General features: G+C 42.9%; 19 protein-coding genes. 10 read left to right on the top strand and 9 right to left on the bottom strand.

Translation table 11 applies throughout. From position 1 onward, the window contains the following. Positions 1 to 60 precede the first annotated feature (60 nt). The 3 genes from GA520_RS18805 to GA520_RS18795 all read left to right on the top strand — a co-directional run bounded on the left by GA520_RS18805 (position 61) and on the right by GA520_RS18795 (position 2,093). The gene (locus GA520_RS18805; protein WP_163338782.1) at positions 61 to 537 is read left to right on the top strand and encodes a RadC family protein; all 477 of its coding nucleotides are present in this window, start codon (positions 61 to 63) and stop codon (positions 535 to 537) included. Positions 538 to 610: 73 nt separating this feature from the next. Further along, positions 611 to 916, top strand: a complete 306-nt coding sequence (locus tag GA520_RS18800) for a hypothetical protein (RefSeq protein ID WP_163338781.1) — start codon at positions 611 to 613, stop codon at positions 914 to 916. Positions 917 to 1,283: 367 nt separating this feature from the next. Next, positions 1,284 to 2,093, top strand: a complete 810-nt coding sequence (locus GA520_RS18795) for a DUF932 domain-containing protein (RefSeq protein ID WP_163338780.1) — start codon at positions 1,284 to 1,286, stop codon at positions 2,091 to 2,093. A gap of 87 nt (positions 2,094 to 2,180) precedes the next feature. Here GA520_RS18795 and GA520_RS18790 read toward each other — a convergent pair whose 3' ends face one another. The 9 genes from GA520_RS18790 to GA520_RS18750 all read right to left on the bottom strand — a co-directional run bounded on the left by GA520_RS18790 (position 2,181) and on the right by GA520_RS18750 (position 8,368). Further along, complete coding sequence (locus GA520_RS18790) at positions 2,181 to 2,642, bottom strand: hypothetical protein (RefSeq protein WP_163338779.1); 462 nt, start codon at positions 2,640 to 2,642, stop codon at positions 2,181 to 2,183. A 276-nt stretch (positions 2,643 to 2,918) separates the two neighbouring features. Then, a complete protein-coding gene (locus tag GA520_RS18785) occupies positions 2,919 to 4,007 on the bottom strand; it encodes a hypothetical protein (protein ID WP_163338778.1) in 1,089 nt (362 codons plus the stop codon). 14 nt (positions 4,008 to 4,021) lie between these two features. Continuing rightward, positions 4,022 to 4,954, bottom strand: coding sequence for a nucleotidyl transferase AbiEii/AbiGii toxin family protein (locus GA520_RS18780; RefSeq protein WP_163338777.1), 933 nt, complete (start codon positions 4,952 to 4,954; stop codon positions 4,022 to 4,024). Further along, positions 4,947 to 5,726, bottom strand: coding sequence for a type IV toxin-antitoxin system AbiEi family antitoxin domain-containing protein (locus tag GA520_RS18775; protein WP_163338776.1), 780 nt, complete (start codon positions 5,724 to 5,726; stop codon positions 4,947 to 4,949). The genes GA520_RS18780 and GA520_RS18775 overlap by 8 nt, the downstream gene beginning before the upstream one ends. A gap of 290 nt (positions 5,727 to 6,016) precedes the next feature. Beyond that, entirely contained in the window at positions 6,017 to 6,292 is a 276-nt protein-coding gene (locus GA520_RS18770) for an HU family DNA-binding protein (RefSeq protein WP_240910175.1), read from the bottom strand. 43 nt (positions 6,293 to 6,335) lie between these two features. Then, on the bottom strand, positions 6,336 to 6,632 hold the full coding sequence (locus tag GA520_RS18765; protein ID WP_163338774.1) for a WGR domain-containing protein: 297 nt from the start codon (positions 6,630 to 6,632) through the stop codon (positions 6,336 to 6,338). Positions 6,633 to 6,759: 127 nt separating this feature from the next. Further along, positions 6,760 to 7,032, bottom strand: coding sequence for a hypothetical protein (locus GA520_RS18760; protein WP_163338773.1), 273 nt, complete (start codon positions 7,030 to 7,032; stop codon positions 6,760 to 6,762). A gap of 4 nt (positions 7,033 to 7,036) precedes the next feature. Then, entirely contained in the window at positions 7,037 to 7,672 is a 636-nt protein-coding gene (locus GA520_RS18755) for a ParA family protein (protein WP_163338772.1), read from the bottom strand. Between the two features lie 144 nt (positions 7,673 to 7,816). Beyond that, positions 7,817 to 8,368, bottom strand: coding sequence for a recombinase family protein (locus GA520_RS18750; RefSeq protein ID WP_163338771.1), 552 nt, complete (start codon positions 8,366 to 8,368; stop codon positions 7,817 to 7,819). Between the two features lie 321 nt (positions 8,369 to 8,689). Here GA520_RS18750 and GA520_RS18745 point away from each other — a divergent pair, with 321 nt between their 5' ends. From GA520_RS18745 to GA520_RS18715, 7 genes are all read left to right on the top strand, one after another. Then, a complete protein-coding gene (locus GA520_RS18745; RefSeq protein ID WP_163338770.1) occupies positions 8,690 to 9,586 on the top strand; it encodes a WYL domain-containing protein in 897 nt (298 codons plus the stop codon). A gap of 98 nt (positions 9,587 to 9,684) precedes the next feature. Next, positions 9,685 to 11,712: a DNA phosphorothioation-associated putative methyltransferase gene (locus GA520_RS18740; RefSeq protein ID WP_163338769.1), complete on the top strand. Its 2,028-nt coding sequence runs from the start codon at positions 9,685 to 9,687 to the stop codon at positions 11,710 to 11,712. Positions 11,713 to 11,758: 46 nt separating this feature from the next. Further along, positions 11,759 to 12,694 carry a DUF4007 family protein gene (locus tag GA520_RS18735; protein ID WP_163338768.1) on the top strand — a complete coding sequence of 312 codons (936 nt, stop codon included), beginning with the start codon at positions 11,759 to 11,761 and terminating at the stop codon, positions 12,692 to 12,694. 62 nt (positions 12,695 to 12,756) lie between these two features. Further along, entirely contained in the window at positions 12,757 to 16,254 is a 3,498-nt protein-coding gene (locus GA520_RS18730) for a hypothetical protein (RefSeq protein WP_163338767.1), read from the top strand. Beyond that, on the top strand, positions 16,247 to 17,035 hold the full coding sequence (locus GA520_RS18725; RefSeq protein WP_163338766.1) for a phosphoadenosine phosphosulfate reductase family protein: 789 nt from the start codon (positions 16,247 to 16,249) through the stop codon (positions 17,033 to 17,035). The genes GA520_RS18730 and GA520_RS18725 overlap by 8 nt, the downstream gene beginning before the upstream one ends. Before the next feature lie 16 nt (positions 17,036 to 17,051). Next, positions 17,052 to 21,617, top strand: a complete 4,566-nt coding sequence (locus tag GA520_RS18720; protein ID WP_163338765.1) for a protein kinase — start codon at positions 17,052 to 17,054, stop codon at positions 21,615 to 21,617. Then, the gene (locus GA520_RS18715; RefSeq protein WP_163338764.1) at positions 21,617 to 23,233 is read left to right on the top strand and encodes a hypothetical protein; all 1,617 of its coding nucleotides are present in this window, start codon (positions 21,617 to 21,619) and stop codon (positions 23,231 to 23,233) included. Before GA520_RS18720 ends, GA520_RS18715 begins: the two co-directional genes overlap by 1 nt. Position 23,234: the final 1 nt, after the last annotated feature.

Raw genomic sequence — 23,234 nt, 5'->3', positions numbered from 1 at the left:
GGGGAATCATATTTCCCTGACAGGGCATTGGTTCCCCTTTTCTATTTTGAGGACCAACCAATGCTCTATATCAAAGAAAAAGACGGCCAATACAGCCAGGCCCCTGAAGACAGGATCTTTGCAGAAGCAAATAGCATCTGCATCTCCCGACTCGAACAAAGAGAACGGATCAATTCTTCCCATGATGCGATCCAGGCCATGGAATGGAGAATGCGGCAATACCAGGTGGAGGTTTTTGCCTGCCTGTTCTTGTCGTCCTCACATTCCGTCATCGCCTATGAGGAGATTTGCTTCGGGACGATCAACGTAAATGCTGTTTACCCGAGAGAGGTTGTGAAAGCTGCATTTCGTAATGATGCAGCTGCAGTGATTTTTGCGCACAATCATCCTTCCGGAGAACCAACACCGAGCAAAGAGGATATTGAGTTAACCAAAAAGCTCAAAGAGCTTCTGGAGCCATTACGGGTGCGGGTGCTTGATCACCTGGTTGTCGGCAATCAGGTCACGTCCTTTGCCGATCATGGCTTGTTAAACTGATTTTTCCCTTTCACCAGGGGCAATTCTGCCCCGGTGGGGAGTCTTGCCCCTTTTTTATTCATGGAGGCAAGATATGCAAACAGCAGACGTTATCTATCCACTTATCGCCGATAAACCCCAGGATATGGTCAGCGACCAGCTGCTCAACGAAGTACACGGGGAAGTCCTTTTAATCCGTACAGCATACGTAACCACTATTTGTCAGCGTTCTGCCAGGAACATGAGCAAGCACGTTATGGACTGGCTTGTCTTGGCAGGCACCGAAAAGGCCAGCTTCATTGCCGGTAAAATGTCGGAAAATGGTGGTCGGTTCCAGGTAGTCACCAGGGACCAGGCTATAGAGCTGATTGCAACATGGATTTTCAAAGAGGCAATATGATGAGTGAAACCAAAATAAATGAAATTCCTCAATCAGAGCATTATCGAGTAGGCGACAATCTGCAAGGCGCCTTTTCTCAACCATATACCACCTTTGAAGCCGAAAGGAGCAACGAGAGGTGCTCATCTCTAAGGCTATGGAGAGACTTCATGGAAGCTCTCTTTCACCAGAAGAAGCGCGGGCTCTCGCCGAGGATTGGTATTGGGTGTGTGATGAAAATGAGAAGATAATTGACTGACCAAACATAGAAACCTATCGGTTCAGCGGAGACGCCTGTTCCGATATCCCTCAACAGGGGCAACATACAGCCCCGGTGGGGGAGGTGTGTCCTGCCTCTGTCTCTATTTCAATAACAGGAGATAGGACCATGACACGAAATATTTCTATCCTTTCAAACGACGATATCATCGAAATGGCACCAGCCGCCGGAGCCTGGGAACCCATGGAGGGTGTTTCTTCCAAGTATTCCTTTGTTCCTACGGTGAAGGCCATAGACCTGCTCCGGGAAGTAGGATGGCAGCCTATCTTTGCTTCGCAGTCAGGAGTGAGGAAACGGGCTCGTGATGGTTACCAAAAGCATCTGATCCGATTTGCGAAACCGGATTTGATAATGCGTGATGAACGTATCGACCTTCTTCTCTACAATAGCCATGATCGAGGTTGCTCGTTCAAACTGATGGCAGGGATTTACAGGTTCGTGTGCAGTAATGGGCTGGTAGTTGGTGATGAATATGCTAACTTCAGCCACAAACATATCGGGTTCAACCCGGATGACTTCATGCAGTCCGCTGTACAGATTGCAGGTTCTGCCGGTGACATCGCTTTGCAGATGGATGAGCTGAAACAGATTGAGCTCATACCACAGGCGAAAAGTATCTTTGCCAAATCAGCCCATAAGCTGGTTTACGACGAGCCGGATGAAGCTCCCATTCAGCCTGATGATCTTTTGAAAACACGAAGGTACGAGGACGAAGGAAGTGATGTCTGGAGTGTCTTTAACGTGGTTCAATCGAATATCATCGATGGCGGTCTTCGTGGAGCAAAAATCGGTGCAAACGGCAGAAGGCGCAGGGTTACAACCAGGCCGGTAAAAGCCCTGGATAAGAACCTCAAGCTGAATCAGGCCCTCTGGGTGCTGACTCAGGAAATGGGGAAACTCGCCAAAGAAATCGCATAGGGGCTTATCTGATTCCTGATACCCTTAGACTACCAGCCGCTTTCCTTCGGGGAGGCGGCTTTTTTTATGGCCAGTAAGAAAACAAATTCACTGCTGGAAGTGCTCATGTATACAGGTCAGAATCTCACCCTGCAAAACAGCCTTATGAACACTCATATCTTCCCTACTTTGATCTGAAGCGTGAGGGGTGGCACCTATATCTGACATAAAGTTCAAATAATCTCGATGGTTACTTTCTCCAATTGTTTCGTCGTATAGGTTGGTCAAAAATACTGCCACGTATAAAATGGATATATCAGCCCCTGCAGCCAACGTACCTGCGGTTGCATACAAGAGCTGATAGCGAACATCAAACATAGAAACGTTAGGTTCCGTGAAATGCATTGATAGCAGCTGCTCAACTCTCTTTGGGGCATTTGTCGAGATGCCGGTTATCTGTTTGGCTTTTGCTGCCAAATAATAGTCATGTACTGTGGGGCCGAAGGTCTCATCAACTTTTGCTTCAACACCGACAAAAACGGTTTGGCCATTTTGGGCTTTTCCGAACATTGCCAAATCATGTACTCGCCCTCGGCCGAAATAATCGAACCGGACTTCATACTCAGGGACAACACGATCAAGTACAATGTCTTGTCCTATTGCACTGCTTGCACGACTTTGGAGTATATTGCACCCATCATGATGCAAAACAAAATCTGCAATTGCGTGGGCACTCCGACCAACTTTCCATTGATGTGCCGTTTTAGTGGAATCATACAGGTGAGCCCAGTCTGCAAGGGATTCGATCGGTTCACCTGAAGATTTTTCAATCCGCATTTTTCTTTATTATTTCTTTTTTGCCCATCTGTAACGGTGAGGATCTTTTTTTAACAGGTAAGCACGTAATTCTTCTCGTTTAGCAGAGGTCGCACGCATAAAGATGCTACGAAGATCGTCATCAACTGATTTCTCACTGGCGCCACGTTCAATAGCTTTTTCATACCATGCCTCCCCCATACTGTGATTTCCCATTTCCATATTCACAGCGCCCAATAATGTGCAGGGGCGAAAATCTTTTGGGGTGAGTTCGTGTGCTTGTTCTCCCAAAGTTATCGCTTCGTTATACTTGTGTAGATCTCGTTTAACCCCGCCATGGGTCGTGCAAAGGGCAGACCTCAGCTTCTTTTTATTTATTTTTGAGGTCTTGATCGTTTTTAACATGGTGTCAGCTTCCGCAGCTCTTTGACATTTGCGGAAGTGGCTGCTCGCGTTCACTGCTAACCATGGATCTCTGCGCTTTTGAAATTCCTTAGCGTAGAATTCAGCTTCGTTTTCATGGTAACGTTCTCTGAGTTCTTCTGTGTAATATTCGTACTCATAGTCTTTAGTCGTGAGCCAGGCGATATCATTTTCCGTTAAACGAAGCCCTCTATCAACATTCCCAAGAATGTTCATGAGTCTTGGGAAATGTTCTCTTTCAATATAAAATGACAGGTTATACCTGGCCCGGAGTTTATTTTGCTTCCGCTTGGCGATGGTTTTAGGGTCATTTTCATAGGCCCGTCTCCTTGCGGCAGCACGTTCTTGCTCTTGCCTGGCTTTAGCGAGCAGGGCCTCTCTTTTCTTCCTTCTTTCTGCCTCTTCCCACGATATTTTGTCTTTCGTGAGCTCCTGACGCTTGGCCTGTTCCGGTTTTGCAGCTTTTTGAAAATCAACGAAGGAAATCTCATTTTTCACATAACTCAACAAAGCGAGAAATCCGTTTTTCTGTAGATATTGGAGGGTAAAGTTGGAGAGTGGAGATCCAGACTCTACCTGTTTCAATATATTGTTGATTCGACTGCCGGGAATGGCTGCACCGGAAAGATCCTGCACGAAATGCTTACGAGCAATCTCAATTAACGGTTGTGCTGTTAGCTTGGATTCGGGGGACATCTTCCTTGGCCTGGTCATTTTGATAACCACCTCTCGTCATACAATACGGATTGCAGCTTTTCCAAAGCAGTTTTGTGCTTTTCAGCAGGCATCTTGCCCAGGTTTTGCTGTTTCCATTTTACTGCCGGCAACTCTTTAATCCCGGGTAATCCAAGCAGCTCCCAATCAGGTTTATTCTGTTTGAAACTCAGCAGAAATTGACGTTCATTTTCAGTGAGACCGGAATTAATAGTTGTAATAAGCTGCTTCAAACCCTCCTCCAGCCTATCTTTAGTTACTTGTTCTTCCGTCATATGCTCAAACTCGCCATAATAGGTGCCCGAGATGTCCTTTAAGCCTGGCTGCAGGAGTTCTGAGATTGGTCTTGGATGGCTTATGAGATAGACAATGAAAGCTCTTCGTAACTCCTCGTTAATCCCAGTATCGTCCAGAAGCAACAAGATGTCGTAAAGGTCTCTCGGGTGCTGGCGATCAAGCGCTGCACATATTTTCCCGGCATAGAGGTCGGCAGGGTGGACCACTTGTATCTCTGCAAACCCGAACTCATCTTCAACCTTGTCGCAGACGCTTCTCATTTCCGGCTCGTAAACAGTTCCACGCAAAACAGGTGACAATTCAATTTTAACCTGAACACCATTTCTGGAGACGATAAGCCGTAATGCATCCTGTTTATCTTGGAAGGCCTCAACTACACGGGCTTCGCTCCAGGTTTCTCTTATTTCTTTTGCAATCCTGGCTAAGGCCGTAGAAATTTCAGTCAGCGAAGCTTTTCTGTCTAATACTGGAAGAAAAACCAGATCGATATCGACTGACAGGCGTGGGAGATTTTTTTCAAACAGGTTGATTGCTGTCCCACCCTTCAGTGCAAAACAGTCTTCCTCCGCGATGATTGGAAGGATCTGAATGAGTAACTGTACCTGCTTATAATATGTTGAAGCCCTATCCATGCATACTCTCCGGGACCGTTATCAGGAACTCAGTGTCAAGTTTGCCACCTGGTGCAACGACCCTTTTACCGCTACCCAGATCAAAATCATTCGGTGTTATTTTCTGATACCATCTGTAATTGTGCCTTCTTCCAAACCAGAAAAACAGTCTCTTGACCTTCACATGACAGCAGGATGATAGCAAGAGATTCAACCTGTTGGGAGACAAGTTCGTTAGTCCCTGCATTATCTCATCTGCGTGTTCGAAGCTGATTGTTCCTGGAACGTCCATCAGCATTTCCAGGTACCCTTTTTCAGGGCTTGAAGCGCAAAAAGAGGGCAGATCCTCCCGCCAACTGTGTTCTTTTATAACTTTTGAATTTTCCATCACACCTGGTAACCATATTTTCTTGGCAGTATGGTGGCGGAATTCATATTTGGACGAAACTCTGTTAAGCCATGTCGGTAGTTTTTCTTCAGAAAAGAGATGGATTAGTTTCTTTCCTTGGGGAGTGAGATAATGGGCGAAACCTGACAACTCCAGCGAAGAGATGCCACCTACATGCACAGGCCACTCGGACATTGTCTGAAGAGAAGTTACAACTCCTTCCCAGGTTATCGGTATACCTGCTCTGCAATACAATCCCGGTGTTATGGAGATTATGCTGCCGCTTTTTACGCCATTATCCAGGAAATGTCTGCTTATCCCTTTGCTTGTCAGCCACTGTTTGGTGGCAACCATGCCAAATGGTAAGAGTTTTTCAAGCTCTGCTTTATAGCGTGACTTTGTCATAGTTTGCTTATTTGTGTATTTGCGGCGAATAGCGCCGTAAAAAAGCTAGAGCTGTAAACTATCAATTTTTAGCGAGGTTTGCAATATATCTTGTGTGCGGCATATTGTGCCGCATAGTTGAGAAAACGTAAACTACAGGGGGTGGTTTTGTACGTATAGGAAAGAGGATATTATTTCAAGAGCACCTGAGGTGATGAACAGCCTCTGGCAATAATTGGCCAGAAAAGAAGGCCGCGATCATAGGGAGTGTTGATCGCGGCTAATTGAAAACTCATAACGGCTAGAAGGGATTAAGCATTAACCTCATCACCCAAAGCCTTTCCCGCCTTGAATTTGACAACTGTCTTGGCTGGAATTGTCATTGCCTTGCCGTTCTGCGGATTTTTTCCCTGCCTCTCAGCTCTCTCTGATGTTGAGAAGGTGCCAAAACCGATAAGGGTGACCTTGTCCTTTCTGCCCAACGATTCGGTAATGCCTTTGAGTGTTGCATCCAGGGCTGCTGCCGCTTGTTTCTTTTCAAGTCCGGCGTTGTCCGCAATATAATCGATCAGCTCTTTCTTGTTCATGTCTTTCTCCTGATTGTGTTTGGTTGAAAAGTGAAATTTTCTGCTATGGGTGAGAAACAGAGTCATCTGCTTTCTGGTTCATAATCTCATGGAAGGTTTGGTTCACCTCCAGGTACCCACGTTTTATCCGTTCCTGGTGTACTCGCTCATATTCCTTCAGCATTCCCGTTTCCTCGAGAAAACGTTGCTTTTTCCCTGGCTGCCCTCTGGTACCAATCCTTCCCCATCTCCTGATCAGGATAAAGCCAAAAAGGTCTTTCCCTGCGAAAAGCTCATAGAACGCTTTTTTGTTTCGGTCAGGGATGATGCACACATAATATGCGTATTTGTGGCAGTCCATTTTTTATCCTTTTCCCAGGACCAAATGTCCTTGCTGATAGATATATCGCTGTGTTCTTTATCATTGTACTATAGTATAAATAGGGAAAAAGATAAAATGAATAATAGATAAAAAGATATAAATTTATCTATTCGATGTTGTTCGCTTTCTTGTAGGCTTCTAACGCTTTTTCAAGTAGTTCGACCTTTTTCATTTTGCCAAAGAATGCGATGCGCCTGAATTCTTCATCAAACTCAGCGGTAACTTTGGTAGCAAATGGCACCGTTCGTCCTGTTTTATTTCTTGGTTTACGTGCAGGGGCTGTCTCCGGCGCATCGAGGTTATTATCATTCTCCTCTGGTGAGGGCGCATCTCCGAAACGGCTTTTCCTGGTCTGCTTTATTTTGCTGAAATCTGCCATTATCCTACTCGCTCAGTAAGTTGGTTAAGATGCTTTCCAAAACAATGTTTGCCTTATTGTTGAGGCTTTTCCATTTTGTCTCCGTCAAAGCGTAGCCATCGTTCTGAGCTTGTCTGTAACCAGGTTTTTCAAAAACACAGCCATCAAGCACTTTAAAACCGGATTCGGTGATGAACTCCCTTGCATCTTCGATTTCTGACGCTGTGTTGACCCTGGACAAAGCGAAGACAATATTGCGGCGAGGTATCTGATTTTTAACCAGCTCGTGCCCAAGCTTGATGGTGGGGATAAGATCAGCCCTGCTTGAACAACAAGGCAATACAATGAGGTCGGATATTTTTCCGGCAGCGAGAGTACCTTTACTGGCTCTAGGAGTACCGTCAATAATCAGGAAATCATAATCGCTATTTGTCACAGATTTTTTGAGATCATTGATCGTCGCAAAGATTTCAACAGAGCCAATGGAAGAGATACCGTTGTTGAGGCGCTGCCGATGGAGGTCGGAAAGGGTACCTTGCTGGGTGTCCATGTCGGCGACCTTCACAGATAATCCACTTTTGGATGCCTCATAGGCGGTTGCGAGGGCCAGGGTGCTTTTGCCAACGCCGCCCTTTTGGGAGACGAAAGAGATAGTTTTCATGGCTGTTCTGGATGTATAAAAAGATTAATTTAAAAATAGACAAAAAGATAACAATTTGTCTACTGAGGATATTAGCCTATCTCTCTTTCCCATTCAAATCAAGTGATAGTTCGTGGAAGATTTTATGGAGGCACTTGATCTAGATCATCCAGTTTGGGAGGAAAGGTAACGATAGATACTAGCTTTGGATAGATCGTATTCCTTCATCAATGTTTTAATCAGTTCCCCACTTGCTCGTCTCTTATGTAGTTGCTGAATCTGGTCCTGGGTCAATTTCTTTTTTCGCCCAAAGCTAACCCCTTTTTCTTTTGCCTTGAGAATTCCATCCATCTGTCGTTCAGCACGAATCTCTGTTTCAAATTGTGATATAGCTCCAAGCATGTTGAAAAGTAACCTGCCGGTGGCATCACCGGTGTTAATGTTTTGTGATAAAACCTGAAGGTTCACGTCTTTTTTTTGTAGTTCGTCTGCTATTTGGCACAGGTGAAGCGTTGAGCGAGCAAGTCTGTCAAGACGGGTAACGACGAGCGTATCCCCTTCCCTTACATACTCGAGGCAGGCTTTCAATCTTGGTCGCTTGTCAGAAGAACCGCTTTTTTTCTCTTTGAAAACTTTATCACAGTGCTGGAGCATATCCATTTGCACATCTAGACTTTGTCCAATTGAACTTACTCGTGCATACCCGACCAGTGCCATCCCATTTCCTCCGAATCAGATTAGTCGCAAATACTCTTAGACGATTTGAGAAATGCATTCTGAGACATTTATTGAGACTAGTCAATTAAAACGTCTCACAAAGTTTACTTTTTGGGACACTGTCAGACTGGCCATAATGTTGTCATGAAGAATGTCCGCATAATTATCATTCTCATTTGTGAATTCAGTAGGATATTATATATCCTTGTCGGGTATTGTCATGAGATAATAAATAATTGTAAATGTCGGTCCTATACAAGTATTAAAAAATATGATACTAAAACCATTGCAACTAAAAAATAACTATTTGGTAGGTATGGAATGAAGTGGAATGTACGAAAAAGACTTGAGTTTATCGAGTCTCGATTAGCCTGGGAAGAGAAGATTAGCCGTGGAGATCTTATTGATTATTTTGACATTTCTACCCCGCAATCTACTAAAGATCTGAAGCTTTACCAGGAGAAAGCTCCCTCTAATCTTTACTATGATAAGAGGATGAAGCAGTATATTGCGGCTGAAGGGTTTGATCCTTTTTTCGTATCTTTCAACAGTCAATCCTATCTATCACGTTTGTTAATAGCGCTACGTGACAAGACAAAAGGAGTTTTTTCTTGTGGCAAAATCCCCCCGGCATACCAGTTGCCAAACCTGGAAAGAATGATAGAAACGCCTATTTTAAAGGCTATTCTTAGTTGCTTGCATTCCCACCATTCCATAATGATTGAATATCAATCAATGAATAGCCCTAAACCTGCTAAGAGATGGATTTCACCTCATGCACTTGGTTTTGCAGAGCATAGGTGGCATGTACGTTCTCTATGTCATAATAACAAGGAGTACAGGGACTTTAATCTGGGACGAATTCTGTCAGTGGGAGATATCCGCATGGAGTCCATTGATCACTCAAATGATTTTTTATGGCACAACTCCGTATCATATCGAATTACCACACATCCTGATTTGACACCAAGCCAAAAGAAACTCATTGAGCGCGATTATAATATGGTCAATGGAGTGGCAGAAGTTGAGGTTAAGGCAGCTTTTCATTTTTACTTTCAGAAAAGATTGAATCTCACCAAGGGTCATGAAAAAAAGCCAGCAAAGGAACAGCATATCATTCTTACAAATGAGGATGAAATCAATACTCAAATAAAGCTGTTACGAGATATAGAAAAGAAGCGACTAGCGGCTATCACTTTTGCGGAAGAAACTTGTTAATGGGTAAGCATAATGGTGTGTGGTATGAAGGTTCCACATTACTGCATGTGAAAAAATGTTCTGTTAGATTGGATCAATAATGCAATGGAATACAAGGCATGGATTGTGAAAAATTTCAAAGCATAACAAGAAGTATATCACTTGGGAAAAAGCTCCCTGATGCGATTTATCTTCATGAGTCAGCACTCAAAAATGTTTCAATTGAACTGTTTCGATTTGTTTATGAAAAAATTGACGAGTTTGACTTGAAGGGGATTGACTGGAATGTAATAAAAATTTCAAAAAAGACTTTTAGGTTTTCTTTACTTAACTACCCAAGTTTCTTTTCAGAATCATACCCAGAGCTATCTGTAAGTTATTTGTTCGATTTAAAAGAAAATATATTTCAAAAACGAAGTTATAAAAATTCAAAAAACCCACCAATATTACATCGAAAGGAGATGTTCCTGGCTCCAGATCATCATGCAGTTGGGGAATTTAAACAATTAACAAAAGAAGGTGAAGAAGCAGGCTTGTATGAATCTCCACGCACTATAGGTTTTAAGAAAGGGTGGGAAGATGTTATCGCAGCTAAGGGGTATGAACTGATAGAAGGGCACCTTACGAAAAAAAGAGTTTCAAGCGATGTGCCCCAAAAGGAAATCGAAAGACATAGAACGGCTATTGACCGATACAGTCTTTCTTCTCCGATGCAGAGCTTATACCGTAATGGATACCTTTCAGGTCAGTATTCAGTGTTAGATTATGGCTGTGGTAAAGGAGATGATATAAGAATTTTAAATCAACATGGCCTCTATGCGAAGGGTTGGGATCCGGTGTATTTCCCTGAGGAGCAGGTAGTATCATCTGATATTGTCAATCTAGGTTTTGTTATCAATGTCATTGAGGATCAACAAGAAAGAAGAGAAACCTTGGAGAAGGCCTATCAACACGCACACAAGCTTTTAGTTATTGCTGTTATGTTGGGTGGAGAAAGTATAACGTGTCGCTACCAGAAACATGGCGATGGGGTAATAACCTCACGGAATACATTTCAAAAATACTATGGCCAACAAGAATTCAGAAATTATCTGGAAGGTGTACTTTCTGAGGCTGCAATAGCTGTAGGGCCAGGTGTCTTTTATATTTTTAGAGATAAAATTGAAGAGCAAAAGTTCCTTGTAGAGCGTGAAAAAGTAAAGAGAAATTGGAAAAGATTATCATATATTGGCGATACCGAACGGCTTAAAGTTAAGCAGAGGGCTTTTTATGAGTTGAACAATAAGATTCTTGATGATTTTTGGGATAAAAGTTTGGAGCTTGGTCGCATGCCTGTTGATGCTAACGAGTTCACAGAATCTGAAAGTCTCCGCACTTTATGTGGCTCTCACAACAAGGCTTTTCAATTTTTGTTGAGCTTTCATGATGAAAGCATTCTTGCTGATGCCGCTAAGGCAAGACAAGATGATCTTTTAGTATATTTTTCCCTTGGACTTTTTAAGCAAAGAAAAGCTTATTCAAAAATGCCGATGGGGTTAAAGCGAGATATTAAGAACTTTTGGGGAAAATACACTAATGCCATTCAGGAAGCGAGGGAAGTTCTGTTCTCGGTGGGCCGAACAACTACTATAGCTGAAGCGTGTCGGGATACCTATGCTGGATTAGAGGTTGGATTGTTGGAGGAGAAAGCGTTTACCTTTCACCAGTCTTACTTGTCACAGCTTCCGACAGTATTACGCATTTATGTTGGCTGTGCCACTCAACTCTATGGTGATTTGGAGGGGGTAGATCTTATAAAAATCCATATCAACTCCGGTAAAGTTTCTCTGATGCGATATGAAGATTTCTGGGAATCCCCCCTCCCCCTTCTCGTGGAGAGAATAAAGATAAAAATGAGAGAACAGGAGATCGATTTTTTTGAATATGGTGAAAGGTTTCCTGCTCACCCCCTTTATTTAAAATCGCAATTCATGAACCCTCATATGGCTAATTATTCAAATCAAACTCGTTTTGATCAGCGTATAAAGACTTTTAAGTGGCTTGATTTGACAGGGTATGGACCAAAACGTGAAGAGTTTGATACTTCTTTGGAGACTCATGAGGGTTTAAAAGTACGAGGTTTTAGATTTTATAATTATAAGGCATGAAAGCTGTGTTGGCTTTCGTGTAACTATAAGGAATACAGAGACAAAGATGACGACAGATTTATCAGAGTGGTTTGAAAGTATTTATTTTGCCAGGCATGAGACCTTTTGCCCTCGTTACAGTTGGTTGAAAAAAGGGTTCGATGGGGTTTTGAGTGACCCAGGGATATTTGATAGACCAGACGCCATTGAGCTGCTTGGTGTTGGTAAGAATATGGTGAGGTCTATTCGCTTCTGGTGCATGGCCTTTAATATTATTCGCCCGATCAGTGATAAAAAACCTCTACGAGTAGCAGGTCCGATGGAAGTTACTTCCTTCGGCAAGAAGCTTTTTACTGATAAAACAGGTTGGGATCCTTTTGCAGAAGATATCGGAACTTTGTGGTTGCTCCATTGGCAGCTTTTTACTCCACCAGTTATTGCTACTTTCTGGCCACTAGCTATGAATGGCAATGTTCGTGGAAATTTTTCAGCAAAGGATCTTGCTCTGGCTGTTGATGGGCGTATTCGCCAAGATGACCGTTTCAATCGATTTTCCAGCTCTTCAGTTGAAAAGGATGCATCTTGTTTTTTGCGGATGTATTCCTTCTCTAATCGTGCAAATTCAGATGAGATTGAATGCCCTTTCACCAGTTTAGACATTCTCTTAGCAGGCGACAAAAAGAATAAGGCTACCTTCAATGTGGAAGAAAAGAGTTCTCTGCCTAATTCGATTTTTATGGCTTCATGTTTCCGCTATGCTGCTATAACGCAACCAAAACTCAGGACGCTGTCTCTGCATAAAATTGTCTATGACTTTAATAGTCCAGGAGTCGTCTTCAAACTCTCTGAGTCGGATGTAGGGCGTAGAATCGAGGAAAGTGTTAGGGAGTTACCAGAGGTATCCTTTGTGGAATCATTCGGCAACAGGCAGTTACAGTTCGAACATGATCCAGAAAGCATCTGTCTTAAATTGTTAGATGACTATTACGCTAGCCATACCTAAGACTGTAAATAAAAAATGACAAAATAATTCAATCTTGCTCTTCGTTTATAGGAAACATTTAAATGCTTTTATCTGACATTGTGCAGCCTGGTTCAAATGTAGCTCGTTCAGTTAATATTGAACGGGATTTGGAAAATGAGGTTACACTTAAACAATATATAATGACCGATAAAGGTGCAGATATCATTAGCCGCTTTATTTCCGCGCTTGCTGGTGAAAAGATATCTGCATGGTCATTGACAGGCCCTTACGGCATGGGGAAGTCGGCTTTTGTAAATTTTTTGCTGTCTCTATGTGGGCCAGACAATCAGGCGACCAAAGTTGCTGCAGCTATATTGAAAAAACGCTCCCCAGGATTGCATAAGAAATTCGTTAATCTTACGAAACAACAAAAACAACAGGGTTTTCTACGTATTGCAGCAACAGCATCATTTGAACCTATTAATCGCACCCTGGCTAGGGCATTGCAACAAGCGGTAAATCATGTCTTTTGCAGCCCAAAACGAAGGGAAGAGCTAAGTCATCTCGAAAGTGATATTCGAAATTTTATTGATCAGGATTGTACTGATACAACTATGCTGTTAAGGCTCATTAAAATGGCTGGTAGGCTGCACGGTGCGCCGCTAGTCATTGTTCTAGATGAGTTTGGAAAAAATCTAGAATTCATGGCTCGACATGCTGGGGATGGTGATCTCTATATTCTTCAGTTGCTGGCTGAGAGCAATGGGATTTTCACCTGGGTATGTCTTCACCAGGCTTTTGAAGAACATGCATCATCGCTTACAAATAAACAGGTCCAGGAGTGGGGGAAAATACAAGGAAGGTTTGAAGATATTTCCTTTATTGAACCACGGCGGCAAATGGTTCAATTTATCGGCACTACCCTGATCACTCGAAACGGCAATTCCTACCGCGAAAAGAGAGGTCCCTCACCAGAGGGGACAGAAACTAAGTCGCAACTATTTGGTCAGTTATTAAAACGTTGGACCTGTTTCTTTTCTGACCAACTCAATTCTTTGGAACTACCTGAAAAAGACATAATAGACAAGGATTCGATTGCGGCCTGCTATCCACTTCATCCATTGGTAGTCTACACTTTGCCCGACCTTTGTTGTCGTTTTGCTCAAAATGATCGTACCCTATTTTCTTTTCTATGTGGTGGTGATCCATACGCATTGCCCAATTTTATAAAAGGCACACAAATTGATGTTGAGAAAGGAGGGCTTACATCATTTAGACCTGCGGCATTATATGACTACTTCTTGGCCGTAACTAATACTCTCTCAATGAATCGACCGGAATCTAAAAGGTGGTTCGAAGTCAATTCCATTATCGAAGAAACCAGCCATTTCCCGAGAAAAGAAAGGGAGGTGTTAAAGGTCATTGCCTTATTAAATCTCTTAGCTCAACCTGCAGGTCTACGAGCTTCCAGAGAGATTGTTGTTTTTGCTTGTTCCTGTCCTGGAGAAGAATGTCTTTCCAGGGATGATACTTTGAATATTTTGGAGAAGCTGTCGCGGAAAGGACTTTTAATATATCGAGAATATGCAGATGAATTTCGGCTTTGGGAAGGTACCGATATTGATTTTGATGAAGCCCTGGAAACTTATCGAACAAAACTAACGGGCATAGCTTTAGACGAGATGCTTACGCAAACAGCACCTCTGATACCAATTGTCGCTGCTCGCCATTCATATGAAACAGGTAGTGTTCGCCATTTTGAACGGCGTTGGATTTCATTAGCTGGTTTGCAAGAAAACATACAATGTGAGTCTCCGGATGCGGACGGACTTTTACTACAGTGCTTTGGTGAGGCCGAATCACCAGAATTGATTCCTACCAAAACTGATGATGGTAGACCCGTTCTGGTTGCATACGCACCAAGCGAAAAACAAATACTACAAGCCATTATTGAAGCAGCATCTATAAATAAAATGATTGCCGAGTCCTCTGAGCTTGCTCGAGATAGTGTGGCTCGAAAAGAGGCAAGATACCGGGCTCAAATAGCTACTAAAAAACTCGCAAAACTTATTGATCAGGAATATTCCCACGGAAGTAATTCGCTGCTTTGGTTTGTACAGGGGCAGTCTGTTGAAATTCCTTCTCACCGAGCTCTTTCTCGCCAGATAAGTACTGTGTGCGATGCAGTATATTCCGATTGCCCAACAGTTCGTAATGAACTCATTAATCGTAACAACCTGTCTTCTGCCACAGCCCGAGCTAGGCGGGAAGTTATTGATGCGATGATTTTGGGAGCAGAGGAACAGATGCTTGGTATGAGCGGCACAGGGCCGGAAGTGGCCATTTATCGTACGATGTTGCTCAGTGGCAGAGTACACAAGCAAATAGGTGGTTCCTGGGGATTCCTACCTCCTACAGAAAGTTCTACCTATTTCCCGGCTTGGAATGCCTTGGATGAGTTGATTCAGAAGGCAGAAGAGAGTGAGCTACCTGTTAGCTCTATGGTTCGGGAGTTGCAGCAAGCACCTGTTGGTATGAAATATGGCCCGGTTCCAATTTTCCTTTGCCTTTACTTGTTGGTGGAGGCTGATGAACTCGCTTTGTATAGAGAGGGACGTTTTCTTCCTGCTTTGACCTGTGATGAAATGGAGCTGATGGTTAAGAGACCAGAACTCTTTACGGTCAAGCGGTTTGCTTCTACCGGTATTCGAGGAGAAATTTTTCAAGTTTACCGAAAGCTCCTTAATACTAGCCCCGCAGCAGGGCAAAAAATCAGAAATGCAGACATGGTAAGTGTTGTTGGGCCTCTAGTACAGTTCGCCAATACTTTAAGTGATTATGTCAAACAAACCAAAACAATTAGCAAACATGCACAGGCTGCTCGCCGGGTACTGTTGGCTGCCAAGGATCCGATAACCCTTTTGTTTTCCGATTTGCCTGAGGCTTTGGGGTGTGGAGCTTTCTCAGATAGTAAAGAGATGGACCCAGAGCAGGTTGTCAAGTTTCAGCAAGTTCTTCGAGACGCTCTTATTGAACTAAGTAAGGCAGATCAGATATTGCAGCAAAATATTGCAGATAACATTCTGCAGGCATTTAACTGGCAGGAAGATGTTAGTTTATTACAAAAAGAATTACAAAGTCGAGCAATTCCATTGCTCACACGATGTGCAGACAAGCAGCTGAAACCCTTTTTAACAGCTCTTTGTAAATCATCTACCTCTAATGATGAGTGGTTGATCTCAGTAGGGACTATTATCAATCAACGCCCTGTTGATTCCTGGCGTGATAACGATCTGCAAATATTCACTGCTAAGGTTCATGATTTTTCCAGAAGATTTTCTGCTCTAGAGGCAGTGGTTACAGCCGAGCTTTCTTTGCCGGTGAACCAAGAAGGTAAGGATGTCCGTTTCGTAGCCATAATGGATGGTTCGGGCGCTATGCCTGGTAAGGTGGTCACAGTGAATAAAAAAACAGAATCGTCGATGCGTAAAATTATGAATGAATTAGAAACTACTTACGACACGGAAGAGCTTGAAGCTTTGATGGTACTTTTAGGGGAACAACTACTTGCATCTAAGGAGAAAGGCTTAAATGACTAACCATGACAATAGACGGCATGTACTATCATTGTCGGGCGGAAAGGATAGTGCTGCATTGGCTGTATACCTTCAGGACAAGGTACCAAATCTTGAATATATGTTTATGGACACGGGTTATGAGCTGGCGGAGACCTATGAGTTTTTAAAGCGAATGCGGGCGATCTTGGGAATTGAGATAACAGTGGTGAAACCCGAGCGGGATTTTGAGACTTGGCTGGACTTGAAAGGGGGATATTTGCCGTCACCGCATAAAAGATGGTGTACCGATGTTTTAAAAATATCACCTTATGAGAAAGCAATAGGATCGGATAAAATATACAGCTATATAGGCATCCGCGCAGATGAGGATAGGGATGGATATATATCAAATAATGACAATATTATTCCGGTTTACCCTTTTATTGAAGATGGTCTCGTCTATGCTGATATCGAAAATTTATTAGAAAGCAGTGGACTTGGTTTCCCAAAATACTATGAGTGGCGGAGTCGGTCTGGATGCTTTTTTTGTTTCTTTCAACAAAAGATTGAGTGGGTCAATTTGCATAAACACCATCCTGATCTTTTCAAGAAAGCAATGTCGTATGAAAAAGTCGGTGAGGGTGAAAAACGATTTACTTGGAGTGAAGGGGAAAGTTTAGAAGAGTTGCTACTGCGTAAAGATGAAATTGAAAAAGCTCATCTAGATAAAATATCAGCAAAAAAGAAAAATGAAAGTGGAGATAAGTTGGTCGATATTTTTCAAGATTTTGGCCCAAAAGCTTGCATAATTTGCGATCTTTAATCAGGAGGGTGCAGGAATGGATATACAAAACTTTAAAGATCTCTTAATGGCTGTTGTTCCAAAAAACATTGAAACTGACAAGCCACATAAGGCCATAGCTGTTCTTGCTGTAATAGATGGGATTGAACAAGGAGTCTACTTAGATAATAGGATATTCTTTGATTCTGATTTTAAGGATTTGTTTTCAAAATATTTCAGTCGTTTTTCTAGGAAACAAGATAGCAATAGACCTTTAAATCCTTTTTTTCATTTACGCTCAAGTGAGTTCTGGAAATTAGTAGCAGTTGCTGGGCAGGAACATGCATTGGAGAGTTTGAACTCAGTAGGTTCACCTCGGGAGCTCAATAGTTTTGTTAATTATGCTTGCTTGGATGATGAAATCTTTGTGCACTTGCAAAATCCTACTATTTGTCTGGATGTTAAAGATTTCCTAATGCAATCGTTGAAACATTATGACACCTCCAGTACCACCCCCTCACTTCAAATACCCAGTAAATTTCCCCACGAAGCCCAAGCTCTCACTGCCATTGTCCAGCCATTTGTAAAAAGCAGCAATATCAAGTTTGTCCCAAATCACGACCTTTATGACCCTGCCACGAATTCCTACCTTGAGTGTGATTTGATTGCCATATCTATGAATTTGATCACTATTGTTGAGCTCAAGCATTGGAGTGGGGAGGTTGATATAGCTCCCAACAATTGGCAAGTCAATGGCCGTTACCGAAAGGATCCACACAAATCAAACAAATACAAGTGTCAGGTACTGAGAGGCGTCATTGAAAAGGAATTTCCATATCTTAAGTGCCCCTGGGTAGAGTCTGTGGTTGTGCTGACTAATCTCGATGCCACTGTGCATCATGATGATAATTACAAAACAACACGCCATAATCCGACTTTTGCTGATACTGAAACCCTGGTTAAATTCTTTAAGTACAGGTTGAGTGGTAATGTCGAAGAAAGAACCTTATCTGCTGCTGATCGAGACAAAATTGCAGCAAGGTTAAAAGAATGGCAGACCGGGCCTCGAAACAAGACCCTGGAAGTTCCAGGGTACGATATCCTAGAAAATATAACCCAAACTGACAGCCGTATTGAATTACTTGCCCGAGTAGCAGGGTTGGAGTTGCAAACTATCAAAAGGTTAAGGATCTTTCCTTCTGATTCTGAACTTTCTGAGTCTAAACAAAAGATTCAAAGAGAAAAATCTTTCCACACCCTGAAAACGCTAGACCAGATTGGCTCTCATCCCAATATCTTGAAAGTGGAGCCTGTTCCAAATGATGATGGTCTGCTTATAGAGGTATCTGACTGGACAGAGGATGGTTCTTTGGCTGATGTCATCGCAAATAAGGAAAAGTTTAGTGAAAAGGAGGCAACGGAACTCGTTTCAGATATTGTATCAGCCTTAGTCAGGCTTCATCAAGATGTGATAGTTCATCGGGATTTGCGACCGGAAAATATTTTGATGGATGGCAATACCCCTAAACTTATGAACTTTGATTATACCTATCTGCCTGATGATCACGCCCCTGAGTACACCGTTTTTCATCCGGAAGCGTTACAGGCTTCCCCCTTTATTGCCCCGGAACTCTATATCAATGAACAGTTTGACGAAACAGCCGATCTCTTCAGTGTAGGTGTTATTCTTTATCGTATGTTGTGTGGTGAAGATCCTTTTGAAAAGTCACTCGATCTTATCGATACAGGCGGTTTATCCGATTCTGCACTGGCTAAGCTGAAAGCAGAGGATCTTTCGTCCTCATTATTTGAACTCATTACTTCCCTGATTTGCTTTCCTCGGACAAAGCGAATCCAGCAGGCTGAACAAGTTTTGGCGATTCTGTTAAAGCAGAACGAAGAGCAGGAAGCAGAGCGCAAAGTTGCCCCCCCAAACGACGAGGTCTTACAGGCCGGGGATGCTTGTAATGTATATGAAATAGTCAAATTCATAGGTCAAGGTCGAGAAGCACAGGTTTATAGAGCTCGAGAGGTAGGCGACAGGCAAGTTGCTCTTAAGTTATTTATGCACAAGGTGCCGCGTCAAAGGATTATTGATGAAAGGCAAAACCTGGAGCAGCTTAAAAACCCCTACATTCTCCATATTCATACCTTATCGCAGTGGTCTGACGGGAGGTTCTTCCTCGTAACCAATCTGGTGGAAGGGGCATCAATGCGTGAAATGATTACAGAGGGCCAACGTCCCTCTGTGGACGAATTTCGCCATGTTGCAGGGTGTCTTCTGCAGGCCCTTGAGGCAATGCATAGAGCTCCCGATCGGGAAAAGCCTCTTTTGCATAACGACATAAAGCCAGACAATATCCTACTTACGGAAGATTTTGATCCTGTTCTGATTGATTTCGGTACAGCTTGCTATCCTCGGATAAGCTCATATATGGGGACTGATCTTTATACCGCCCCCGATCTACTAAGAAAGGTTGATTTTGAGTTTTGTGAAAGCGGAGATCTGTTTGCTTTGGCGGTAACACTGTTTGAGTGGTTGTGTGGTATGCGCCCTTATGATGGTGTGGCCTCCTCAGAGGTGACTCCAAAACCTGCTTGCAATTTTATAGCTGATTTACCTGAAAAATTAAATGATTGGCTAGATCAAGCTGTACAACCCAAACGAACAAGTCGGTTTGCTAAAATTGGCGATATGCAAGAAGCCTTTGAGAATATCTGGGCTGTTGAAGAGCAGGAAGAAGTGATTGAGTCAGAATTATCACCCCTTCCAGCAGAAGATCAAGACGAAGAGAACAAAGCCAAAACAATAGTAAAATCTATATCATCCTCCAAGAGAGATAAAGCTACAGATCCTTATTGTAGAAATCCATTTGTTCACTATTTAAATACCCTCCATAACGCTACTTCTGAGGATGAGAATTCCTTGGCTGAATCTCAAGCTCGAAATCCTTATTTCGGCTCTATTCATGTTTCTTTGCCCCAGACAGATTTTATCTTCGAAAAGCTGACCTGCTCAGATGGTGCACATGTGATCCTCACCGGTCACGCTGGCGATGGGAAATCCACCATAGGGCTTGAGCTCTACAAAAAAGCCAATAATCTTGATTTTGATGCTCCACTTGATCAGGCTTTAGATGCTAAAGAAAGAATAGTTACCGATCAAGGGACTATTCATATCGTTAAGGATATGAGTGAGCTGGGGGTAAAGGAGAGAAGTGAAGTCCTTGCCCAAACAATTGACCCGGAAAAGAGTGGTGAGCATTGGCTAATTATATCTAATACCGGCACGATGTTATCTACTTTTAAAGAGATTGCCAGGGGTAAAGATGTTCATTGGCCCAAAATGGAAAGTGACATGCTCAAGGGGCTTGGTAGTCATGATCCTCACTCTCTCACCCTTTTTGACACGAATTTCATCCTGATTAACTTGGCACAGACAGACAATATTGCCACAGCAATGCAGGCTTTTGACAGTATTTTGGAGCATAAAGAGTGGGAGAAGTGCCAAACCTGCGACCTCTTGACTAGTTGTTCTGTTCAGCAAAACGTAGCTCTTCTCAAGGGAAACCAGTTAGCTCGAAAAAGAATCAGTATGGTCTATCGCCGCCTTAAAGGATATGGGATCCGGTTAACCATGCGGCAGATTACCGGCCACTTGGCATATAGCCTGACAGGTGGGCTCGATTGTAGGAATATTCGTGGTCATGCGGTTTCTGCAGCTCCTCCTCATCCGTCGGATAATCTTTTTAGCAATCGATTTTTTGGACACAAAGGGCCGCGTTTTGATGTGCAGGCTAATAGATTGAAAGCAATTCAACATATACAAGCCCTTGAAATGGGGTCAAAACCTTTTCTTAGTTTTGATCGTGATTTGTGGAATGAGACTGGTGATTTACATTTGTCGTTGTCAGAAGATGGTTTAAAAAGCATGGTGCGACAATTACGACAAGATCTACGGAGAGATAATAACTCTAGACGTATACGGCAATCCATCAGGCGGCTTTATTATGTCTTTGCCGAGTTTGGTCAACAGGAAAGAGCCTTACCATTTTTTCTTGATTCGCAGGTGCTATCGGCTGTGCAAAAATGGCATGATTCTGAGTCAGGTGGTCCTAGCGCAAAAGAAAAGGCCGATCTATTGAGGCAAATACTCTACGTGCTGCAAGAAGAATTTACAGGTTTACAACTTGGAGCAAATATTCGTCCGAGCCATCTTTATATCACATTGCGGCGGCGACAAGAGGGATACCGGCAAAGTGTCCAGCTGTTGGTCGCTCAGATTCCATTGGCAAGTTTCATGTTAGAATGGCGGCAGATAAATACAGAATTTCCACCATTCACCCATAGCTTGGTTCTAAAAGAGCAGGTTTCTAAAGCTGAGATGGTGCTTGATATTCCATTTCTCGACTTTGTTTTAATGCGGGATATGGGGGAAGTTGGACAACGGCTTAATCCTGGCTATAAAGATCGGCTTGAAAAACTGAAGTCTGATTTGTTGCGTTCCCCTCACTACAATAATAAAGAAAGTGAACAACAACTTACTCTTCTTGAGCTTGATCGGACAGGAAATCTCAATACCAGGTCGCTGCTGGTTGAAAATCAACAATTGCAGGTGGTGTGATGACAATAGCGCGTTTTCCAGATCTTTCCCATCATCAAACCGATGATAATAATCCTGCAATTCAGCTCTGCGGGAGAAGGTTTTACAAAGACCAGACAGAGATTGAATATCTTGTCGAGTTTTTATTGGTTTTTCTGTCTCCTAAATATGTAGTGGATGAAAATGAGATTGGAACAGGTTTTCCTGATTCACATACCATTGATGCATGGCCAATAAACACTCCGCTCAGGTATGTACCTCAAGAACGTCTAGGCTTAAAGCTCTTTGCCTTTCTAGGTTCCTCCAAACTTGAAACCAGACATCCGTGCCATAAGGATCGGTTCGAGGAGCTAGTTACCACCCTCAAACAGAGGATTGAGACGGATTACAACACCAGTAAAGACCAAATCCTTGAGCTTTTGGAGCAACTTCTTGGTGGTTTTGTTGGAGTTGCTGCGAATCGTACTTGGTGTACGCAGGTCTTTTTACCGGTTGGAGAGGGGCTCATTGCTGGTGAGACAATTTGGAAGCGAGTTTTGGGTAATAAAAATCCAGAAATTTCTTGGGATCAAGCTCTAGAAGGCATTGAAACGAGGAAAAAGAATGAGAAGCTATTCACTTTTTCAAATCACGACTTCATGGCCCGTGGAGGTGAAATTCTTTATTTGCAGCTTTGCAACCTTAAGCGTTTTCTTAACTCTCCTGAATTAGCTGCATTGGAAAAGCAGTATGATTTTGAGCCAGGAAGTGGCTATAGAGCCTTGCAAACTATAGAACAGGAATTGGAAAATCTTTTTCGGAAAACATCACCTATAACTCAGATTGTACAGTGGCTTGAAGCTGCTGACCCTGAAACTCCAAGGTTAGTTAGGGATGGTCGACAAGATGCCAAATGCGGCTGGTGTCCGGAAGAAAGTTGGCAGGAGGCGTATTTGTTTGGACAGGAGTTTGCCAACATCTGCCGGGCAACTATCGACCCCATGGAAAAGATTGAAATGCTAACTTTCTGTTGTGTTTTCCAAGTGTTGAGAAGTATTTGTGCTCAGGCTGTTCGGTATAGCATGGTTATGGAGGATGAGCAACGCATGCTTGGTGGATGTAACGGATTTGCCTGGCTACTTACCCCAGCCCAGCTTGATGATGTAGCGTTCAAAGAAACCGCAAAACAAAATTTAGTTAGAGTGCGCGAGGTTATTTATGGTGCTGTAAAGAATCCAGCTATTCTTTCTCCAGAAACAAATACTGATAAAATTAAAGAAACAGAAGTTGATAAACATAGTCAGGATCTTTTGGTCCATTTAGGAAAGCGCATAGGCTTTATTGCTCCTCGTACTGGGGCAGGCGCTCGGTTTGTTATGTCTGAAAAAGTATTGCGGTTTTTAGTACTTGCTTTGGTTACACCGGGGGAGACAATGACTTTGGCCAGCTTCACTGACCGTATGTTTTTCCATTATGGTATGGCTGTTTCGGGTTCACATTTAAGAAAGGCTGCGAACTGGACTTATCCCAGGCAGGAAGTTCAGATTGCAGAGCTGCAAACAAATTGGTTGGAAGATGCTTTACTCGCTGCTGGTTTTTTAATCCCTCTTTCAGATGCAGTTTCTCAGGTCAAAAATCCCTTTGGGGACAAGGAATAAT

Source organism: Desulfopila sp. IMCC35008, assembly GCF_010646885.2.
In the GTDB taxonomy this organism is placed as follows: domain Bacteria; phylum Desulfobacterota; class Desulfobulbia; order Desulfobulbales; family Desulfocapsaceae; genus Desulfopila.
This window is presented reverse-complemented; position numbering and strand designations above follow the sequence as displayed.

Excerpts from the sequence above, each read along its gene's own strand:
- GA520_RS18805 (WP_163338782.1), top strand. The coding sequence starts at position 61 with ATGCTCTATATCAAAGAAAAAGACGGCCAATACAGCCAGGCCCCTGAA.
- GA520_RS18800 (WP_163338781.1), top strand. The coding sequence starts at position 611 with ATGCAAACAGCAGACGTTATCTATCCACTTATCGCCGATAAACCCCAG.
- GA520_RS18795 (WP_163338780.1), top strand. The coding sequence starts at position 1,284 with ATGACACGAAATATTTCTATCCTTTCAAACGACGATATCATCGAAATG.
- GA520_RS18790 (WP_163338779.1), bottom strand. The coding sequence starts at position 2,642 with ATGTTCGGAAAAGCCCAAAATGGCCAAACCGTTTTTGTCGGTGTTGAA.
- GA520_RS18785 (WP_163338778.1), bottom strand. The coding sequence starts at position 4,007 with ATGTCCCCCGAATCCAAGCTAACAGCACAACCGTTAATTGAGATTGCT.
- GA520_RS18780 (WP_163338777.1), bottom strand. The coding sequence starts at position 4,954 with ATGGATAGGGCTTCAACATATTATAAGCAGGTACAGTTACTCATTCAG.
- GA520_RS18775 (WP_163338776.1), bottom strand. The coding sequence starts at position 5,726 with ATGACAAAGTCACGCTATAAAGCAGAGCTTGAAAAACTCTTACCATTT.
- GA520_RS18770 (WP_240910175.1), bottom strand. The coding sequence starts at position 6,292 with ATGAACAAGAAAGAGCTGATCGATTATATTGCGGACAACGCCGGACTT.
- GA520_RS18765 (WP_163338774.1), bottom strand. The coding sequence starts at position 6,632 with ATGGACTGCCACAAATACGCATATTATGTGTGCATCATCCCTGACCGA.
- GA520_RS18760 (WP_163338773.1), bottom strand. The coding sequence starts at position 7,032 with ATGGCAGATTTCAGCAAAATAAAGCAGACCAGGAAAAGCCGTTTCGGA.
- GA520_RS18755 (WP_163338772.1), bottom strand. The coding sequence starts at position 7,672 with ATGAAAACTATCTCTTTCGTCTCCCAAAAGGGCGGCGTTGGCAAAAGC.
- GA520_RS18750 (WP_163338771.1), bottom strand. The coding sequence starts at position 8,368 with ATGGCACTGGTCGGGTATGCACGAGTAAGTTCAATTGGACAAAGTCTA.
- GA520_RS18745 (WP_163338770.1), top strand. The coding sequence starts at position 8,690 with ATGAAGTGGAATGTACGAAAAAGACTTGAGTTTATCGAGTCTCGATTA.
- GA520_RS18740 (WP_163338769.1), top strand. The coding sequence starts at position 9,685 with ATGGATTGTGAAAAATTTCAAAGCATAACAAGAAGTATATCACTTGGG.
- GA520_RS18735 (WP_163338768.1), top strand. The coding sequence starts at position 11,759 with ATGACGACAGATTTATCAGAGTGGTTTGAAAGTATTTATTTTGCCAGG.
- GA520_RS18730 (WP_163338767.1), top strand. The coding sequence starts at position 12,757 with ATGCTTTTATCTGACATTGTGCAGCCTGGTTCAAATGTAGCTCGTTCA.
- GA520_RS18725 (WP_163338766.1), top strand. The coding sequence starts at position 16,247 with ATGACTAACCATGACAATAGACGGCATGTACTATCATTGTCGGGCGGA.
- GA520_RS18720 (WP_163338765.1), top strand. The coding sequence starts at position 17,052 with ATGGATATACAAAACTTTAAAGATCTCTTAATGGCTGTTGTTCCAAAA.
- GA520_RS18715 (WP_163338764.1), top strand. The coding sequence starts at position 21,617 with ATGACAATAGCGCGTTTTCCAGATCTTTCCCATCATCAAACCGATGAT.